The organism is Bradyrhizobium genosp. SA-4 str. CB756, from assembly GCF_000473125.1.
Lineage (GTDB): Bacteria > Pseudomonadota > Alphaproteobacteria > Rhizobiales > Xanthobacteraceae > Bradyrhizobium > Bradyrhizobium arachidis.
Genome location: NZ_KI421499.1, coordinates 1,662,592 through 1,678,597, shown reverse-complemented (window position 1 = coordinate 1,678,597; position 16,006 = coordinate 1,662,592). Strand labels below are relative to the sequence as shown.

Annotated in this window: 20 protein-coding genes and 1 tRNA gene; 11 read left to right on the top strand and 10 right to left on the bottom strand. The window is 64.6% G+C overall.

Annotated features, from left to right (window positions below; translation table 11 throughout):
• Window positions 1-11 precede the first annotated feature (11 nt).
• On the bottom strand, window positions 12-395 hold the full coding sequence (locus BRAGE_RS0108155) for a hypothetical protein (RefSeq protein WP_027560087.1): 384 nt from the start codon (window positions 393-395) through the stop codon (window positions 12-14).
• A gap of 104 nt (window positions 396-499) precedes the next feature.
• Window positions 500-817, bottom strand: coding sequence for a hypothetical protein (locus tag BRAGE_RS0108150; protein WP_027560088.1), 318 nt, complete (start codon window positions 815-817; stop codon window positions 500-502).
• A 148-nt stretch (window positions 818-965) separates the two neighbouring features.
• On the opposite strand from BRAGE_RS0108150, the gene BRAGE_RS55745 reads away from it, so the two are divergent.
• Window positions 966-1,130 (top strand): hypothetical protein, encoded by a 165-nt coding sequence (locus BRAGE_RS55745; protein ID WP_167336492.1) that lies wholly within the window; start codon window positions 966-968, stop codon window positions 1,128-1,130.
• On the opposite strand, the gene BRAGE_RS0108140 is transcribed toward BRAGE_RS55745, so the two are convergent.
• Both BRAGE_RS0108140 and BRAGE_RS0108135 read right to left on the bottom strand, forming a co-directional pair.
• On the bottom strand, window positions 1,127-1,657 hold the full coding sequence (locus BRAGE_RS0108140; protein ID WP_027560089.1) for a gamma carbonic anhydrase family protein: 531 nt from the start codon (window positions 1,655-1,657) through the stop codon (window positions 1,127-1,129). The genes BRAGE_RS55745 and BRAGE_RS0108140 overlap by 4 nt on opposite strands.
• An 85-nt stretch (window positions 1,658-1,742) precedes the next feature.
• Complete coding sequence (locus tag BRAGE_RS0108135; RefSeq protein WP_027560090.1) at window positions 1,743-2,072, bottom strand: DUF6949 family protein; 330 nt, start codon at window positions 2,070-2,072, stop codon at window positions 1,743-1,745.
• A 218-nt stretch (window positions 2,073-2,290) separates the two neighbouring features.
• Here BRAGE_RS0108135 and BRAGE_RS0108130 point away from each other — a divergent pair, with 218 nt between their 5' ends.
• Both BRAGE_RS0108130 and BRAGE_RS0108125 read left to right on the top strand, forming a co-directional pair.
• Window positions 2,291-2,998: a hypothetical protein gene (locus BRAGE_RS0108130; protein ID WP_027560091.1), complete on the top strand. Its 708-nt coding sequence runs from the start codon at window positions 2,291-2,293 to the stop codon at window positions 2,996-2,998.
• A gap of 192 nt (window positions 2,999-3,190) precedes the next feature.
• Window positions 3,191-3,586 carry a PaaI family thioesterase gene (locus BRAGE_RS0108125; RefSeq protein WP_035729480.1) on the top strand — a complete coding sequence of 132 codons (396 nt, stop codon included), beginning with the start codon at window positions 3,191-3,193 and terminating at the stop codon, window positions 3,584-3,586.
• Window positions 3,587-3,870: 284 nt separating this feature from the next.
• On the opposite strand, the gene BRAGE_RS0108120 is transcribed toward BRAGE_RS0108125, so the two are convergent.
• A complete protein-coding gene (locus BRAGE_RS0108120) occupies window positions 3,871-4,089 on the bottom strand; it encodes a DUF3126 family protein (protein WP_007602550.1) in 219 nt (72 codons plus the stop codon).
• Between the two features lie 122 nt (window positions 4,090-4,211).
• Complete coding sequence (gene cysE, locus BRAGE_RS0108115) at window positions 4,212-5,036, bottom strand: serine O-acetyltransferase (RefSeq protein ID WP_027560093.1); 825 nt, start codon at window positions 5,034-5,036, stop codon at window positions 4,212-4,214.
• 277 nt (window positions 5,037-5,313) lie between these two features.
• On the opposite strand from cysE, the gene BRAGE_RS0108110 reads away from it, so the two are divergent.
• The 3 genes from BRAGE_RS0108110 (at window position 5,314) to BRAGE_RS54305 (ending at window position 8,568) form a co-directional block, all read left to right on the top strand.
• On the top strand, window positions 5,314-6,684 hold the full coding sequence (locus BRAGE_RS0108110) for a hypothetical protein (protein ID WP_027560094.1): 1,371 nt from the start codon (window positions 5,314-5,316) through the stop codon (window positions 6,682-6,684).
• 326 nt (window positions 6,685-7,010) lie between these two features.
• A complete protein-coding gene (locus BRAGE_RS0108105) occupies window positions 7,011-7,997 on the top strand; it encodes a c-type cytochrome (RefSeq protein WP_231164079.1) in 987 nt (328 codons plus the stop codon).
• A gap of 265 nt (window positions 7,998-8,262) precedes the next feature.
• Window positions 8,263-8,568, top strand: a complete 306-nt coding sequence (locus BRAGE_RS54305) for a hypothetical protein (protein WP_141263069.1) — start codon at window positions 8,263-8,265, stop codon at window positions 8,566-8,568.
• Window positions 8,569-9,137: 569 nt separating this feature from the next.
• Here BRAGE_RS54305 and BRAGE_RS0108095 read toward each other — a convergent pair.
• Entirely contained in the window at window positions 9,138-9,893 is a 756-nt protein-coding gene (locus BRAGE_RS0108095) for an alpha/beta fold hydrolase (protein WP_027560097.1), read from the bottom strand.
• A 109-nt stretch (window positions 9,894-10,002) separates the two neighbouring features.
• Entirely contained in the window at window positions 10,003-11,139 is a 1,137-nt protein-coding gene (locus BRAGE_RS0108090) for a hypothetical protein (protein WP_027560098.1), read from the bottom strand.
• Between the two features lie 317 nt (window positions 11,140-11,456).
• Here BRAGE_RS0108090 and BRAGE_RS0108085 point away from each other — a divergent pair, with 317 nt between their 5' ends.
• Together BRAGE_RS0108085 and BRAGE_RS0108080 are read left to right on the top strand one after the other, a co-directional pair.
• Window positions 11,457-11,702: a zinc-finger domain-containing protein gene (locus BRAGE_RS0108085; RefSeq protein ID WP_007602543.1), complete on the top strand. Its 246-nt coding sequence runs from the start codon at window positions 11,457-11,459 to the stop codon at window positions 11,700-11,702.
• Window positions 11,703-11,721: 19 nt separating this feature from the next.
• Window positions 11,722-12,924 carry an FAD-dependent monooxygenase gene (locus BRAGE_RS0108080; RefSeq protein WP_027560099.1) on the top strand — a complete coding sequence of 401 codons (1,203 nt, stop codon included), beginning with the start codon at window positions 11,722-11,724 and terminating at the stop codon, window positions 12,922-12,924.
• Between the two features lie 21 nt (window positions 12,925-12,945).
• Here the strand turns inward: BRAGE_RS0108080 and BRAGE_RS0108075 are convergent, their stop codons facing one another.
• Entirely contained in the window at window positions 12,946-13,371 is a 426-nt protein-coding gene (locus BRAGE_RS0108075) for a hypothetical protein (protein ID WP_027560100.1), read from the bottom strand.
• Window positions 13,372-13,544: 173 nt separating this feature from the next.
• Between BRAGE_RS0108075 and BRAGE_RS0108070 the strand changes: the two genes are divergently transcribed.
• From BRAGE_RS0108070 to BRAGE_RS56385, 3 genes are all read left to right on the top strand, one after another.
• Window positions 13,545-13,633, top strand: a tRNA-Leu gene (locus BRAGE_RS0108070).
• A 277-nt stretch (window positions 13,634-13,910) separates the two neighbouring features.
• On the top strand, window positions 13,911-14,576 hold the full coding sequence (locus BRAGE_RS55740; RefSeq protein WP_167336491.1) for a hypothetical protein: 666 nt from the start codon (window positions 13,911-13,913) through the stop codon (window positions 14,574-14,576).
• A gap of 45 nt (window positions 14,577-14,621) precedes the next feature.
• Window positions 14,622-15,053, top strand: a complete 432-nt coding sequence (locus BRAGE_RS56385; RefSeq protein WP_027560102.1) for a hypothetical protein — start codon at window positions 14,622-14,624, stop codon at window positions 15,051-15,053.
• A gap of 171 nt (window positions 15,054-15,224) precedes the next feature.
• Here BRAGE_RS56385 and BRAGE_RS0108055 read toward each other — a convergent pair whose 3' ends face one another.
• A complete protein-coding gene (locus BRAGE_RS0108055) occupies window positions 15,225-16,004 on the bottom strand; it encodes a crotonase/enoyl-CoA hydratase family protein (RefSeq protein ID WP_027560103.1) in 780 nt (259 codons plus the stop codon).
• Window positions 16,005-16,006 lie beyond the last annotated feature (2 nt).

The following is a 16,006-nucleotide window of genomic DNA, read 5'->3' as shown; positions in this document are numbered from 1 at the left end:
CGGTCACCCGGCTATTCGCAGACGTCGACGCGGCGGTATCGCCATCCCGCGGGCGTCATCACGCGCTTGCGCACGACGTAGCAGCCGCCATAGCCACCGTCGTCGTAACCGGTCCCATAATAGTAGGGGTCGCCGTAATAGGGGGATCCGTAGCCGTAGCCATAGTAGCCGCCGTAAAGGCCGGCGCCGGCAATTCCCGCCCCGATGGCGACGCCGGGCCAGAAGCCGCCGCCATGCCAGTGGCCGCCATGGCCCCAGCCGCCGCCACCGTGCCAGCCGCCACCGCCGTGGAAGCCGCCGCCATGTCCGAAACCGCCCCTCGCCTCAGCTGCCTGCGGCGCCGACAGCCCGACTGCCGCGACGGCCAGCGCCGCCATGATCATCTTGCGTAACATTCACTTGATCCTCCGCGTGGACACGCTCCACGCTTCAAAGCGGGATCAAGCTAGCGTCCCTTCCGCATTCCCGACAGCCACACTGTCTCACTTCCGCGCGAGCATCAGCAGCCGCGGCAGATGCTCTTGAGCTTCTTGTCCAGCATGCGGTTCTCGGCGTTCACGGCGGCATCGGTCGACCCACCGTTGCCGGTGCCGGTGGTGGCTCCCGAGCCCGGGCCGGATGATTGAGCCGTCCCCAAACTATTGGTCCCGGGCGGCGGAGCTGGAGAATTGGCGACACCGCCGGTCGATCCGCTTGATCCGGTCGATCCGGCAGAACCCGCGCCGCCGGTTGCTTGCGCGAACGATGCAGCGGGCATCACCGCAAGACTGAGGATCACGATCAAGCTCTTCATTGAAACGGTTGGCGATCTGGCCATCGGACATGCTCCTTTGGTTGACCAACCGCCCCGGCAAAGACCGGTTCCGGAACAAATGTAGCCCCACCAGCTTGAACCGGGCAGACAGACGCGCTCATGCGCGAGCTGATGACCGCGACCTCGCAATCATGGGAAGGCAAAGTTCACGATGACCGATCGCGATCCTTTTGCAGAAGGCGAACGCGCCGCGCGCGACAACATTCCACCTGAAGCCAATCCTTATTCAGACGGCAGCGACGAGCATGCGCTGTGGTCGGCGGGACACGAGAAAGTCGCAAGCGCCATGGAGGCCCGCGAGTCCGAAGGCAGCTAGCCGATCCGCTTCAGGCCTTTCTTGAAGCGCGGACCGTTGGCGACGTAGAACCTGGCCGCGCTTCCCATCTTCTGGACCTGGGCGTCGTCGAGCGTGCGGATCACGCGCGCCGGCGAGCCGATGATCAGCGAGCGTTCCGGAAATTCCTTGCCCTCGGTGATGACCGAGCCGGCGCCGACGATGCTGTTGCGGCCGATCTTCGCACCGTTCATCACGATCGAGCCCATGCCGATCAGCGCGCCCTCCTCGATCGTGCAGCCGTGCAGGATGACGTTGTGGCCGACGGTGCAGTTTCGGCCGATCACCATGGGAAAACCAAGATCGGTATGGCAGGTCGAGCCGTCCTGCACATTGGCGCCCTCGCCGATCTCGATCCACTCATTGTCGCCGCGCAGCACCGCGCCGAACCAGACGCTGGCGCCCGGCTTCAGGCGCACGCGGCCGATCACGGTCGCGGTCTCCGCGATGAAGTAATTGCCGTCAGCCGGAAGATCGGGCGCCTGCCCGTCGAGCTCGTAGATCGCCATGGAGGTCTCCTGTCGCGTTGACCTCAGGCATAGCGAAACGGCGGCGCGGAGGCAAAGGGCCGCCGCGCAGCCCTGCAGAACGGCGTCAGACCAGCACGCCGGCCGCGCGCAGCGTCATCAGGAAGAAGGTGCCGCTCATCATGCTCCAGAAGCCGGCGATGAGGGTCGCCATCATCACGAACTCGAAGCGGCGGCTTTCCAGCCGCATGCCGCGCAAGGTGTTGCGCATGATGATGAAGGGCGCCGCGAACACCAGGAACGGCACGGCCGCGAAGGTCGTCGGCGCGACGCCGGCCTGCAACAGGCCGAACCCGGCGGGCCGCTGCGTGGCGGCCTGGTATCCGTTCACGAGGGCGCCGGCGAGGGCGAAACCGATGCAGATCGAGAAGAAGGTATTGAGAGCTTCAGGTGTCATCGGAACAGTCCGCCCTTACGCAACGCGAGGAGCCTTCCTGTGACAAAAAGTGCTGGTTAGCGCTACATTATCCTTAAGGGAAGGTTAACGCCGCCGGCCGGCCCGCGCAGGGCCCTTCCCGTTCCCCGCAGGTGCGGGACGCTGCGCGAAATCGCCGCCGCGTGGCATATTCGCCGCTGATTCGTCGGCCAGCGGCCGACCTCCGGCTCGCGCAACCCATGACGATGTTTTCGGCAGCTTCCCTCAGGTCCCCCCGGACGCGCCCCCGGGCGCATGTCGTCCCGATCGTGCTCGGCGGCGCCGCGGCGGCGTGCGCGGTCGCGCTGGTGGCCTATCTTCTGTGGCCGACCTGGGGCGTGACCGGCGCCAACGCGCCGGACAAGCTGCCGGTGAGCGTCGGCGGCACGCTGTTCAATCTGCCGGCGGCGGCGATCCGCATGAAGATCCAGCGGCACACCGGGCCGCAGGAGCGCATCGATCTCGACTTCCTCTATCCCTCACTTGAGCCGCCCGGCGCGCCGAAGCACGTCACAGCCGACACCGTGGAAGTGGCGGTGCACTCGATCGACCGGATCTTCCTGTCGATCGCAGCCCATCACGATGCGCTCTCGCCCGAGCAGCGCACCGCCACGATCTATCCGCGCTATCTCGACCAGGCTGCAACCCAGCCGGAGGACGGGCTGACGATGCGGATGTTCCGCGCTGACACGCCTTACGGCAGCGAGGATCTCTACTCTGCCGCAAGCCCGGCGCTGACCGCGCGCTGCACCCGCGATGCGTCCACCCCCGGCATGTGCCTCTCCGAACGCCGCGTCGGCGGCGCCGACCTCACCTTCCGCTTCCCGCGCAGCTGGCTGTCACAATGGCGCGACGTGGCCGAGGCGATGGACCGGCTGACCGCGCAGCTCCGCGGGCCGAAGGGCTGAGCGCCCTCTCCGCTGCGGGATCGGCTTGCAGGGACGCACCCGGAGCCTCCCGACAAAAAATCGAAAACAACCCCATGCACAGTAGCCAAGCGTCTTGTCACGGCTTTCGCATTTTCAAAATTCGTCTTTTTCGAAATCGCGCTTGACCCGTCGGGCAAAACAGTGGCATGATGTCAGCATGGGGCGATCGACATGAACGATGCGGCAACACCTCTCCCACCCGGCGCCCAGCTGCTCGGACGCGAATGGCTTGGCTTCGACGAGAGCGGGCGTGCGCTGATCCGCTTTAGGGCTCAGCAGGCATTCACCAACAGGCACGGGACGATCCAGGGCGGATTTCTCGCGGCCATGCTGGACTCCGCTACCGGAATTTGCGCGCTGGCGGCGCCCTCATCCGAACTGACCGTCGTCACAAGAAATCTCGATACGCGCTTCCTGAAGCCCGCATCGGTCGGGCCGATCACGGCACGTGCGCGCATTGTCGAACAGACGGAGCGCGACATGGTCGTGCACGCCGAGCTCGTCGATACGAGCGGCATCATCGCCGCCGATGCCACGGCGCGGCTGCGCATTCTCGCGAGGAAATAGAGCTATCGAGCCGTAGCGCTGATGCTCGTCATTGTGGAGAGAGCGCGCCCCGATCTCCGATGCGTGCCCCGGAAGCAGCGCAGCGTCACTTCGACGGTGCGCTGCAGAGCCGGGGGCCCATGTTGCAGAGATGCGCTGTGTAGCTTCTGGGTCCCGGCTCTGCGCAGCAACGCTAAGAGCGTTGCAGCGCGTCCGGGACACGAGAAGACGCCTCGCGGAGCCCACACGGCTTCATTGCGAGCCCAGCGAAAACGCCGCTTCGCTCGCAATGACGGCGTCGAAAACTATTCCTGATCGACGAGATCGTCCTCGAGGATCGCCATCTGGAACTGGAACGAGCGATCGTCGTCCTCGTCGTCGACGAAGAGCACGCCGATGAATTCCTCGCCGATATAGACCTCGGCGGAATCATCCTTCTTCGGCCGCGGCACGACGCGGATCTTGGGATTGCCGAATACGCGCTTCAGATACGCGTCCAGCTTTCTGACTTCTTTGACGTCCACGGCAAGTCTCCGATCGAAATTGGTCGGCGGGTTTTAGGACGAGACGCGACGAACCGCCAGCATGAATTGCCAAAGAATTTGGGGACGACAAGCGCCGGAAAATCCGGCGCTTGCTCGCGCGCTCAAAGCCCCATCGCGTTGATCATCTGATCCATGGTGCGTGACGGCTCGGCGCAGCCGGCCTCACCGACGATCTTGGCGGGCACGCCCGCGACCGTGACGTTATGCGGCACGGGCTTGACCACGACCGAGCCGGCAGCGATGCGCGCGCAATGGCCGATCTCGATGTTGCCGAGAATCTTTGCGCCGGCGCCGATCAACACGCCGTGACGGATTTTCGGATGACGGTCCTCGTTCTCCTTGCCGGTGCCACCGAGCGTGACGCCGTGCAGGATCGAGACGTCGTCCTCGATCACAGCGGTCTCGCCGCAGACAAAACCGGTGGCGTGGTCGAGGAAGATGCCGCGGCCGATGCGCGCGGCCGGATTGATGTCGGTCTGGAACACCGCGGAGGCGCGGCTCTGGAGATAATACGCAAAATCCTTGCGGCCCTTCAGGTAGAGCCAGTGCGCGAGGCGATGGGTCTGGATCGCGTGAAAACCCTTGAAGTAGAGCAAGGGATCGATGAAGCGCGCAGTGGCGGGATCGCGGTCGTAGACGGCGACGAGATCGGCACGGAACGCGTTGCCGAGATCGGGATCGTCGCGGAGCGCCTCGTCGTAGGTCTGGCGCACCAGATCGCCCGACAGCGCGGAGTGATCGAGCCGGTCGGCGAGACGATGGATCACCGAATCTTCCAGGCGGCTGTGATGCAGCACCGTCGAATAGATGAAGGTCGCAAGCTCGGGCTCGCGATGGACGATGTCCTCCGCCTCGCCCCGGATCCGGTCCCAGATCGGATCGAGCGATGCGAGCTTTCCTCCCGGATTGACCTGATGCACTGCCATGGGATCTGCTCTTTCGAATGGGCTGGTTTTGTTGGCTCTATAACACAGTCTAGGCGACAAAGTCCTGACGGGCTTGCCTGAGAGTGAACAGCGCCTTGCCCCGCGAAAGCAGCCAACGCGTTGAAACACAACGGTTTCTTTTGACGCCCCCAAGCGGCAAGGTGGGCTCAAAATGGTCAGGCTTTGGCCAAATTCAAGCCGGGCGGCGTCAAACTATTGGTGAATTCCGTCTCGACGGTTATTGCGGGCATGGTCCCCGGGGGACGACGGAGCAATCTTGAGCATCACCACCGATCAATTGCGCGCGCGCGCCGCGGGCTCGTTTTGGCTGCGGCTGGCGGCGGCAACCCTGCCCCTCCTGCTGATCGCGCCGGCGTTCTGGAACGGCTATCCGCTATTGCAATGGGACACCGGCGGCTATCTGGCGCGCTGGTACGAGGGCTATCTGGTCCCGAGCCGCTCCACCGTGTTCGGCCTCTACCTGCACTATGGCGAGAGCTTCAGCTTCTGGATCAACCTCGCGGTCCAGTCGCTGGCAACGCTGTGGCTGCTTCAGCTCACGCTGCGCGTGCTCGGCCTGATGCAGACCTTCCGCTTCGTCGCGATCAGCCTGCTCCTGATCCTGTCGACCGCACTGCCCTGGCTCGCCAGCATGCTGCTCACCGACATCTTTGCCGGCCTCTCGATATTGTCACTGTTCCTGCTGGTCGTCGGCGGAGAGCGCACATCGCTGCTCGAAAAGATCTCGCTGTTCGTCTTCACCGCCTTTGCCGCCGCGACCCACAGTGCCACGCTCGGCGTGCTGCTCGGCCTCTGTGTCGTCGGCTGGACGGCGCGGCCGCTGCTGGGCAGCCGACTTCCGCTGGCCGGATTGGCGCAGGCGAGCCTGACCATCGTCGTGGGCGCCTTGATGCTGGTGTCGGCGAACCACGCGCTGTCGGGCAAATGGGCCTGGACCCCCGGCGGCTACGGCGTCGCCTTCGGCCGCATGATGCAGGACGGCATCGTCGCACATTATCTCAACGACCATTGCCCGCATGAGCACTACAAGCTTTGTCCCTATCGCAACGAGCTGCCTGCAACTGCCGACGAGTTCCTGTGGGGCAAGAGCATGTTCAACACGCTCGGCCGCTTCGAAGGCATGAATGACGAGATGGGCACCATCGTGGTGCATTCGCTCGCAGACTATCCGGCCTGGCAGGCCGGCGCAGCGCTCCGAGCGATGGGCCAGCAATTGCTGCACGTGGCGACCGGCGAAGGCGCCAGTGTCTGGCTCGGGCACACCTGGGGCATCATTGAGCGCTACATCCCGGCACAGGTCGCGCAGATGCGCGCGGCGCGCCAGCAGAACTGGGGCCTCGATTTCGACTATGTCAACTGGCTGCACGTCCCCGTCGCGCTGGTCTCGATGCTGGCGCTGGTCGCACTCCTCGCCCATGCGCTCGCAAACCGCCGGCTCGACGATCTGACGCTGCTGGCTGCGACCGTGACGCTGGCGCTGCTCGGCAACGCCTTCATCTGCGGCGTGATCTCGGGCCCGCATGACCGCTACGGTGCGCGGATGGTGTGGGTCGCGACCTTCGTGGTGCTGATGGCGCTGGCGCGCGCGTTCGGTGATGACGACGAGCCTAAGACCCGACGAGATTAGGGCGTGTACTCATAAACACTTGCCGAGGATCAGCGCCTCGATGTCTGCTCTACCCCCGACAGCGGCGGAATAGCGGACATCCCTCGACTGCCGCTTGGGGCCATGTGCAGTCAAGCCCCCTTTCGCCCCGCCCTGTGATTGATGTAGCCTAACTACGGAGCTGCTCAACGGGATGTGCCGAAGTCTCCGTCTATTGTGATGAGCAGCAATTGTGCCGTCGGCGGGCATCGCGTTCTCTACTGATCGCATTTTTTGCAGCGCCGTCATCTCACGCCAAGTGTGTGTTCCGCCGCGGAACACCACCGGAGAAGCACGAGGGCTCAATCATGAATAGGTTCGAGGGCGCGATGAAAATCGCTAGAGCTGTCCTTGCGTCGGCAGCAATTTGCGTAGCGCTACCCATCACCACAGCCACGGCGGGCGACTCACCGCCACGATGGGCTTATCCGGAGAACAATCCCAACTACAAGCCGCCGGTCGATGACGGTAACGTTGTGCGTGTGCCGAACAGCACGGCCGGTTATACCTGGAGCCAGCTCCGGGACCGATTCATCGCGCCGATCTGGCACCCGGACGACCATCGGCCACTGCCGGACATCGTAGCCAACGGCCGCAAGCCCGACGTATTCGCCTGCGGGTTTTGTCACCGCGCTGACGGACCTGGGGGTCCGGAAAACGCCGACCTAGCAGGTCTTCCGAAGAGCTACATCATCCGACAAATGGCCGAATATAAGAGCGGCCTGCGCGGCACCGCTGTCGCTGGCCGTTTGCCGCCGAGCTTGATGATCGCCCTTTCCAAGCCGATCACCGATGCCGAAGTGGAAGCAGCTGCGACCTATTTTTCTGGCCTCCAGCCGCGCAAGCGCATCAAGGTGGTCGAGAGCGACACCGCGCCGAAAAGTTACATCGCGGCGTTGCTCTGGGCAGCGGTGGAGGACGGTGAACGTGATCCGCTTGGGCAGCGCATTCTCGAAATTCCCGACGACCTGCACCGTTTCGAGAGCCGCGATCCGCGCTCGACCTTCACCGCCTATGTGCCGGTCGGTAGCCTGGCGAAAGGCGAGGCACTGGTGAAAAGCGGGTCGGGAAAGACGGTCGTATGCGCACCGTGCCACGGGCCGGAGCTCAAGGGGCTCGGGCCAGTGCCGAGCATCGCCGGCCGCTCACCGAGCTATATGTTTCGCCAGCTCTACGACTTCGGGCATGGCGCGCGGAACGGCGAGTGGAGCCCGCTAATGACGCAGGTGGTGAGCAACCTCGACCAGGACGACACGCTGGCGATCGTTGCCTATCTTGCTTCGCTCGATCCGTGACACGGGGCGGAGCCGCCCGACCGGAAGCAGGGCCGAGGCCAAGTGCAAGCGTGGCTCGCAATGCCGACGATTCAATCAGGCCTGTTTTAGGTCAAACTGCGAAGAACTCAGGTTGAGCAAATCTGGTCCGCTCTGGCTTGATGAGCGGACCTCCGTCGAACACGACGCAAGTTCGCAGGTGGGCCATTAGCAGACCTCGCTAGGTAGCGCGCTATTATGGTAATGTTACGCGGGATGCGTTCTGGCTCAAGTCGAGACCCACTCCATGAGAGATGAAAAGCCAAGGGGAGTTCTTAAGCTCGTTAGCGAGAAGCCTGGGCCCTCGCACGACCCGGGGCCGATAGTCGCTCACGAGACGATGTGTAGCAGCGCCGAACTCGATCCGCTCGTTAGGCTCGTCGCAGCCAATGCCTCCCTAATGAAAAGGTTTCGAGAGACTGTCGGCTGCAACGACGAAGCTCGTGTACGCGCCGTGATCGATGAAGTTAGAAGTTATGCCATCAGGATAGATCCCAATTTGACCTATGCCGAAGGCGCGAAACTCGCTCTTTTGCTTGCAGACTATCGATGAGCTGAATGGCCCGGTCGATAATCCTAAAGGTTTTCAGAGGTGTTGGCCTGTTTTGCTTATGCATCGTGGGGGTTGCCGTCGTTGTAGCCCCCTTGGAGCTTGTCGCTTACCCTATACTGAAATCCATCGGGTGCAGCTTGAGCGAGGAACAGCAAAGCTTCACTTGCGGAGGTGGCTGGGTCGGTAACTTCATCTCGACCGCTCTCAACCTGCCGATACTGTTCTCTGACGCGCGAGAGTTTACGTTCGGGGCGGGAGCGTCGTTCGGGCGCGGATTAGCGGTCTACCTGTTCGACGCGATTTTCATTCTCGCGCTGGCATATCCCCTACTGATACTCTTTGCGCGGAAAGGCGGCCGCCGAAGCAGCTAATGTCGGCAACGGGTCAAAACCAGTAAAGCTCAACCCGAGCAGATGCTTTCCGCTTGGCCGTCAGCAGCCGACGTTGCCTTTATGAGTACGCTCCTTAGCTAGGATGAATCGTCATTGCGCTTTACGTTGTTTGTTTAGGCATGATCTTTTCGGAAAACCGTTGCGCACATTTCCGGGTCATGCGCTCGGGACGAGACCTCAGCCGCGGCGTGACAGGAAATCCAGCACGCCGGTCTTGTAGACCTTGTCGCCGACCGCGCGCATGTGGTCGCGGCCCGGAATATCGAGCACTTCCGAACCAGGGATGATGGCGCCGAGCGCGCTGGCCGAGCCCGCGACGTCGTCGGTCGAGCCGACCGCGATCAGCACGGGCACGTCGATGCGTGCGGCTTCGCCCTTCGTCATGAGATCTCGCGTCCCGCGCAGGCAGGCGGCGAGCGCACGGCGGTCAGAGCGGGTTTGGTCTGCGAATGCACGAAAGGTGCGGCCGACGGGATCGCTGACGTCGTCGAGCGAAGGCGCCTCCAGCGCCTTGGCGACGTTCTCGCCGGGCCCGGTGCCTTCGATCAGGCCGCCAATGCCGATGCCGCCGAGGATCGCCGAGCGCAGCCGCTGCGGCTCGTTGAGGGCGAGCCAGGCCGTCATCCGTCCGCCCATCGAATAGCCCATCATGTCGGCCTGCGGGATGGCGAGATGATCCATCAGCGCGAGCACGTCGCCGGCCATTGTGGGGATCGAGTATTGCGCGGGATCGTAAAGTTTTGCGCTCTCGCCATGGCCGCGATTGTCGAGCGCGATCACACGGCGGCCGTTCTTGCGCAGCTCCGAGACCCAGGTCGGATAGACCCAGTTCACGTTCTTGCTGGAGGCAAAGCCGTGCACGAGGATGATCGGATCGCCCTCGCCTTCGTCGAGATAGGCAATTTCAACGGCGCCGTTATGAAAGCTCGGCATCATCAGTTCCGCAAGTCTTGAGGGGGAATGGGTGATCTTAGAGCATGATCCGGAAAAGTGTGCAGCGGTTTTCCGGCAAGATCATGCTCAAAGAATAGCGCGTTCCGCTTCAGGCCGTGACGGCCGTGTTCGCAAGAGCAGCCTGGGCTGCAATCTGGGCACGGCGGAGGCGCCGCGCCCGTCTGCGATCGCACCACGCCTGCGTCAGGCGCTCGGTGGTCGCCTTGATCGAGGACAGAAGGCCGAACAGCGTCAGTGCCGCACTGAGCAGCCAGAGCGCAAGATCGAACGCGCCGCCGATCAGCAGCAGCGCGCCGCGACCGAGCAGCTTCATGATCGCGCGGGTCTTGCCGCCCTGCGCTTCCGCAAGCCGTGCCGCGCGCGCGACATCCTTCGGACCCTCGGCGATCCGCAAGCTATCCATGGCGCCGCGCGTGCCGGTCTTTTCGGCGACGCGCGTGACATCCTTGCCGAGCCGGACCAGCGCGCCGGCCTTCTCGGCCCGGAACGCCGCCCTGATCGCGCTGACGGTCTCGCCGGGGCGGAACACCGAACCCTTGGCGACGGCGTTCTGGAGCATCGGCGCATCGACCACCTCGCGGGCGGACCGGCCGGCCCATGCAGCGAGCCCCTCGCCGAGCCGCCCGACCTTGCGGGCATCCTTCACCAGCGTCAGCCCGGCGCGAACCGGCGCAGCACCGCCAACGGAGACATAGGTCACGGCAGTGACCGCAAGGCCCGCGGTCGCAAGGCCCAGCACCAGACGGTCGGTGTCCTCGCCCATCGCCAGATGCTTGCCCTCGCGCACGACGTCCCTGATGTCACCGATCACGAAGAGATCGCCGGCGACGGTTCCGGACAGACTCGCGACATCGTCGGCGTTGCCGGTGATGAGGCCGGTTGCGAACCGTTTGGCGAAGTGCGAGGTGGAATTCTCGGCCTTGACCGCATCGCTCACGCGATTGATGAGGTCATCGGGCAGCGCGAGGTTGCGGTCACGCGCGAGCGCAACGAAACTGTCGGCGAGATCGGCATCGCCTGCGGCGAGCGCGGCCTCGATATTGTCCTGAACCAGACGGTCGTTCTGCCGGAGCAGCGCATCGAGCTTGAGCTCGGAGAGCGCGGCCGGATCATCCTGGGCGGTGAGAATCGCGCCGGCCTCGCGGGCATGCGGCGCTACCTGCACGAGCATGAAGCTGCACGCCGCGATCCCGGTCAACGCTGTGGTGATTCGCAGCCACTTCATGCGGAAAGCCTGGACGGTCCTGAAATCGTCTTGAAATCGTCTTGCGCCTGATGGTTCGTCTTTCGTCGCAACTTGCGCTTGCCCCAGACATAGTATGCCAAAATTGCGACACAACGTCCCCGACGAAAGAAGGGCTTCTCTCAGGCCGCAAGATTGTGTCGAATTTGCATGAGCAAATGAGCATGGGGCAATGCGAACCTTTCGGTTCCGCTGGACTAGCAATCATCAGCACCCACCATTATGGTCCGCGGCGCCTTAAAGATGCCGCGTCAGTTTTTGATTGTGTCTGCCGCCATTGCCACTCAGGATGAATTACGATGTCCGACCATGTCGTCCCGCACTTCCATAACGATGCCGGTGTTCCCGTCATCGAGATCGGCTCGCAAGAGTTCATGTGCGTGGGCGCTAATCCGCCGTTCGATCATCCGCATGTCTTCCTGGACCTCGGCAACGACAACGAGATCATCTGCCCCTACTGCTCGACGCTGTACCGCTTCGCGGCGGACCTGAAGGCGGGCGAAGCCCGCCCGCCGGAATGCGTCTTGAAGGACAAGGTGGCCTGACCGTTCCCATCGGTCAGGGGTGGCGCTCTCCCGAACGATTGTCATCACCGGTGCCGGTATCGGTGGCCTGACGGCCGCGCTGGCGCTCGCGGCCCGCGGCTTCCGCATCGTCGTGCTGGAAAAGACCGAGCGGCTCGAGGAAGTCGGCGCCGGCCTGCAACTCTCCCCCAATGCCAGCCGCGTGCTGGTCGAGCTCGGCCTCACCGAGCGCCTCAAGCTGCGCGCCGTGACGCCGGAAGCGGTCTCGATCATGAGCGCGCGCGCCGGCGGCGAGCTCTTGCGCATGCCGCTCGGCGAGGCGGCGTCCGCGCGCGCCGGCGCCCCCTATTGGGTGGTGCATCGTGCCGACCTGCAATCGGCGCTGGCGGGCGCTGTTGCCGATCATCCTGACATCGACCTGAAATTGGGTGCGACCTTCGAGGACGTCGCGCCGCACGCCAAGGGGCTGACGGTGGTCCATCGCAGCGGCACGATCCGCCGCAGCGATCTTGCGAGCGCGCTGATCGGCGCCGACGGCATCTGGTCGACTGTACGCCAGCATCTTTTTCCCGAGGTGCAGCCACGCTTCTCCGGGCTGATCGCCTGGCGCGGCACGCTGGACGCCACGCAGCTGCCGAAGGACTACACCGCCCGCCGGGTGCAGCTCTGGATGGGCCGGAATGCCCATCTTGTCGCCTATCCGATCGCGGGCGGGCGCCAGATCAACGTGGTCGCGGTGCTGCCGGGCACCTGGAACAGGCCGGGCTGGAGCACGCCCGGCGATCCCCTCGAGGTGATGGACGCCTTCGCCGCGCCGCGTTGGCCGCCGGCGGCGCGGATGATGCTGGCCGCGGTCGACAGCTGGCGCAAATGGGCGCTGTTCGGCGTGCCCGACGGCTGCCCCTGGAGCAAGGGTCCGGTCGCGCTGCTCGGCGATGCCGTGCATGCGATGCTGCCGTTTGCAGCCCAAGGCGCCGGCATGGCGATCGAGGATGCCGCCGTGCTGGCGCAGCATCTCAGTCCGGAAGCTGCCGAGAGCGCAGCCGGCATCACGGCGGTGCTGAAGCAATATGGCCGCGCGCGGGCGGCGCGCGTGCAGCGGGTGCAGCGGACCGCGCGGCAGCAGGGCCGCATCTACCATTTGGGCGGGCCGCTCGCGCTCGCGCGCGATATTGCCATCCGCGCGCTCGGCCCGGACCGCATGCTGGCGCGGCAGGACTGGATCTACGGCTGGCGGCCCTGACGCAGGCTCGATTGCGCCGGCTCAGCGAGCGGCGCTGCCGGGTTTCGGCGCGGGCTTGATGTCCGGCCGCTGCGGCGTCGAGGGCGATGGCGGCGCATTCGGCGGCGTCTCCCGGCACCTGTTGCGGCGCCAGGCGTCGTCGGCAAGCTGCGCCGAGCCGCGCACTGCGACGTAGTCGTTGCGATAGGCGAGCTCGGACACCACGGCGCCGCCGGTCCCCGTCTCCGCCTTGTCCATCAGCCTCTGCAGATCGGCGGTGCGGGCCGCGAGCCCCTTCCGCTCGGCCTCGAGCTGCTTGCAATCGTACAATTCGTACTTGCCGGGATCGGCAAAGGCCGGCGCGACCGTCTCGCTCATGCTGGCGCAGCCGGACAGCGCGGCGCCCGCCGCGAGCAGCACAACAAGCGCGCCGCAGCAGCGCAGGCGGTGGGAAAACGAAGCAGCCATGCCGGATGAATAGTCCCCGTGGATTGAGAATGCCTAAAGCAGCAACAGATGTCCGGATTGAGGCTTTGCCTTGTGCGCCCGGCTCGCTTAAGGAAGAACCGCCCCTCCGGCTGCGCAAGCGCCGATTCCAGACCGCCGGAGGTGGACTTAAGTGTTTGATCTCGTTGGATCAAGCGGGCATGGCGGAATTGGTAGACGCAAGGGACTTAAAATCCCTCGGTGCGCAAGCGCTGTGCCGGTTCGACCCCGGCTGCCCGCACCACCTCAGCTGACGACGCCGCCTGCGCCCGCAGCATGATCCAGAAGCACACCAACGCGGCCGCGATCTGGACGAAGCTGCCTTCGATCGGCATGCCCGACTGCGAGACCAGTGTTGGGACGGCAACGCCGATGGTCAGCACGGCGACAAGGGCTGCGCCAGGAAGATCGACGATGAGGATGGCGCCATAGAGCGCCAGCTCGAAGAAGGCATATTCCTTCAGGCGCGGCGCGCAGAGATAGAGCCCATACATCGCCAGCACGGTGATCCGCAGGGCCTCGTGCGGATGGTCGATCAGCCAGCGATCGAGCCGGGCAAGGAAAGAGGCTTCAATGCGCGCGAGGCCACCGGCCATGCGCAGCACGACCAGAGCAAACGGCGCCAGCACCAGCGCGAATGCCACGACCGCGTAAGCCACGAACACGACCGGCTTGCTGCCGCCGAGCCCGAATTGGTCCAGCGCGCCCTGCGCCAGCAGCAGCAGCGACGGCGTGGTGTCCATCACATAGACCGTATGCTGGTCGGGAATTTGACCCTTGATCGCGAGCAGCCAGCTCGCAAACAGATCGGGATAGAGGACCATCGAGAGCAGAACCGGCAGCCCAAGCCCTGCGGCCGCGGCTGCGATCAAGCCGATCTTCTGCCGACGCGGCAGCGGCAGGAAATACAGCGCGGCCAGCACCGGGCTGTACACCAGCTTGAACGAGGCAACGAGGCCGAGCAGCGCAGCGCCGACGATGCGCAGGCCGAAGCTTCGATCATCGTCCGCGTCCGGCGAAGGGAAACGCAGCAGCAGTGCCAGCGCAGCCGCGCTCAGCGTGCCGCTCATGATGGTAAAATTGCCCGACGCCAAGACCCACTCGAAGCCGAGGAAGGCGCCGAGCGCCCAGAGCAGCCTGAGCGCAATATCGCGCGAGCCGCCGCGGTCGCGGCCGAGCCCCGGTAGCAGCAGGCCGCAGAGCATGGCCAGCAGGAGAAACACGCCGCGGTGATGTCCGAGGAGAAAGCCTCCCGCGCAGAGCGGACGGAACGCGTCGAGCGTCACCGGCAGATAAGGATAGGAGAATTTCGTACCCTTCAGATTTTTCACGAAGTAGGGATCGAGCCCATCGACATGCGCATCGACAGCCGCGCAATTGACGCGCACGTCCCAGCCGAAATTCACATCGAGCGTGAGGTCGCTGACGAGATTGCCGAGCACCAGCAGCGCCACCAGCGCGACCAGGCAGTCGTGCCAGACATTGCGCTTCCCGGCCATGCCCGCCGGCCCCACCCATCGTGCTGTCCCGGTAACGTCAGACACGTCCAATCCTGCCTGTGGCTCGAGTTCCCTCGGCGCCTGACCGGCGTCCGGTCAGGCCACACTGGACAGGATGCGTTGCGGATTCATCTCCCCGATGGGCCGTCCTCGCTGTTATGGTGAATCCCTGGTTTCCAGACTGCGCCTAAAGCGCGATAGCATGAAGATGAATCACCATCGCGCTTTAGGTTACTGTTCGAGCATGATCTCCGCGCAAACGCGTTCCGCGTTTGTCGCGAGGGAAAACCGCTACGCACTTTGCGCTAACGCGGCCCTTCGGGTCCGGATCATGCTCTAGCGCGAGCCGCGGGCGGCGAGCCAGGCGTCGAGCGCCTCGCTTGTGTCCTGCGTCGCCGCCATGCGCGCGAACTGCTCGCTCTCGATGGCGAGGCCTTCCGTGATCGAGCTGTTGAGACCCCGCGTCGCGGCCGTGATGATGCGGGCGACCGCGAGATGCGAGTGCCGCGTGATGCGGTCCGCCAGCGCGAAGGCTGCGTCCAGCAGCTGCTCATGCGGCACGATGCGGTTGACCAATCCCATCTCCTGGGCTCGCTGCGGTGAAAAGGCATCGCCGGTCAGAAGATATTCCAGCGCGCGCTTGCGGCCTGCGAGCCGCGGCAGGCGCTGGGTGCCGCCGAAGGTCGGCGTGATGCCGATGGCGATCTCGGGCTTGGCAAAACTCGCCCGCTCGCTGGCGATTGCGAGATGCACCGCTTCCGTGATCTCGCAGCCGCCGCCGAAGGCGATGCCGTTGACGGTGGCGATGATCGGCTTCGGAAATGCCTCCATGCGCGCCGTCATGCCCTGCCCGCGCCGCACGAAGGCCTTCACCGCAGCGTCGGGCCCACACTTCACGCTCTCCGAGAACTCGGCAATGTCCGCGCCGGCCGAGAAGGCGCGCTCGCCCGCGCCGGTCAGGATGACGGCGCGGATGTTTGCATCGTCCTCGATGCGGTCGAGGATCGCCATCAGGCGGTCGATCAGCGCGTAGCTCAGCGCATTGAGCTTGCTCGGACGGTTCAACGTCAGCAGCGCGACGGCGCCGCGCGTTTCGCAGAGTATCAAGTCGGACAAGT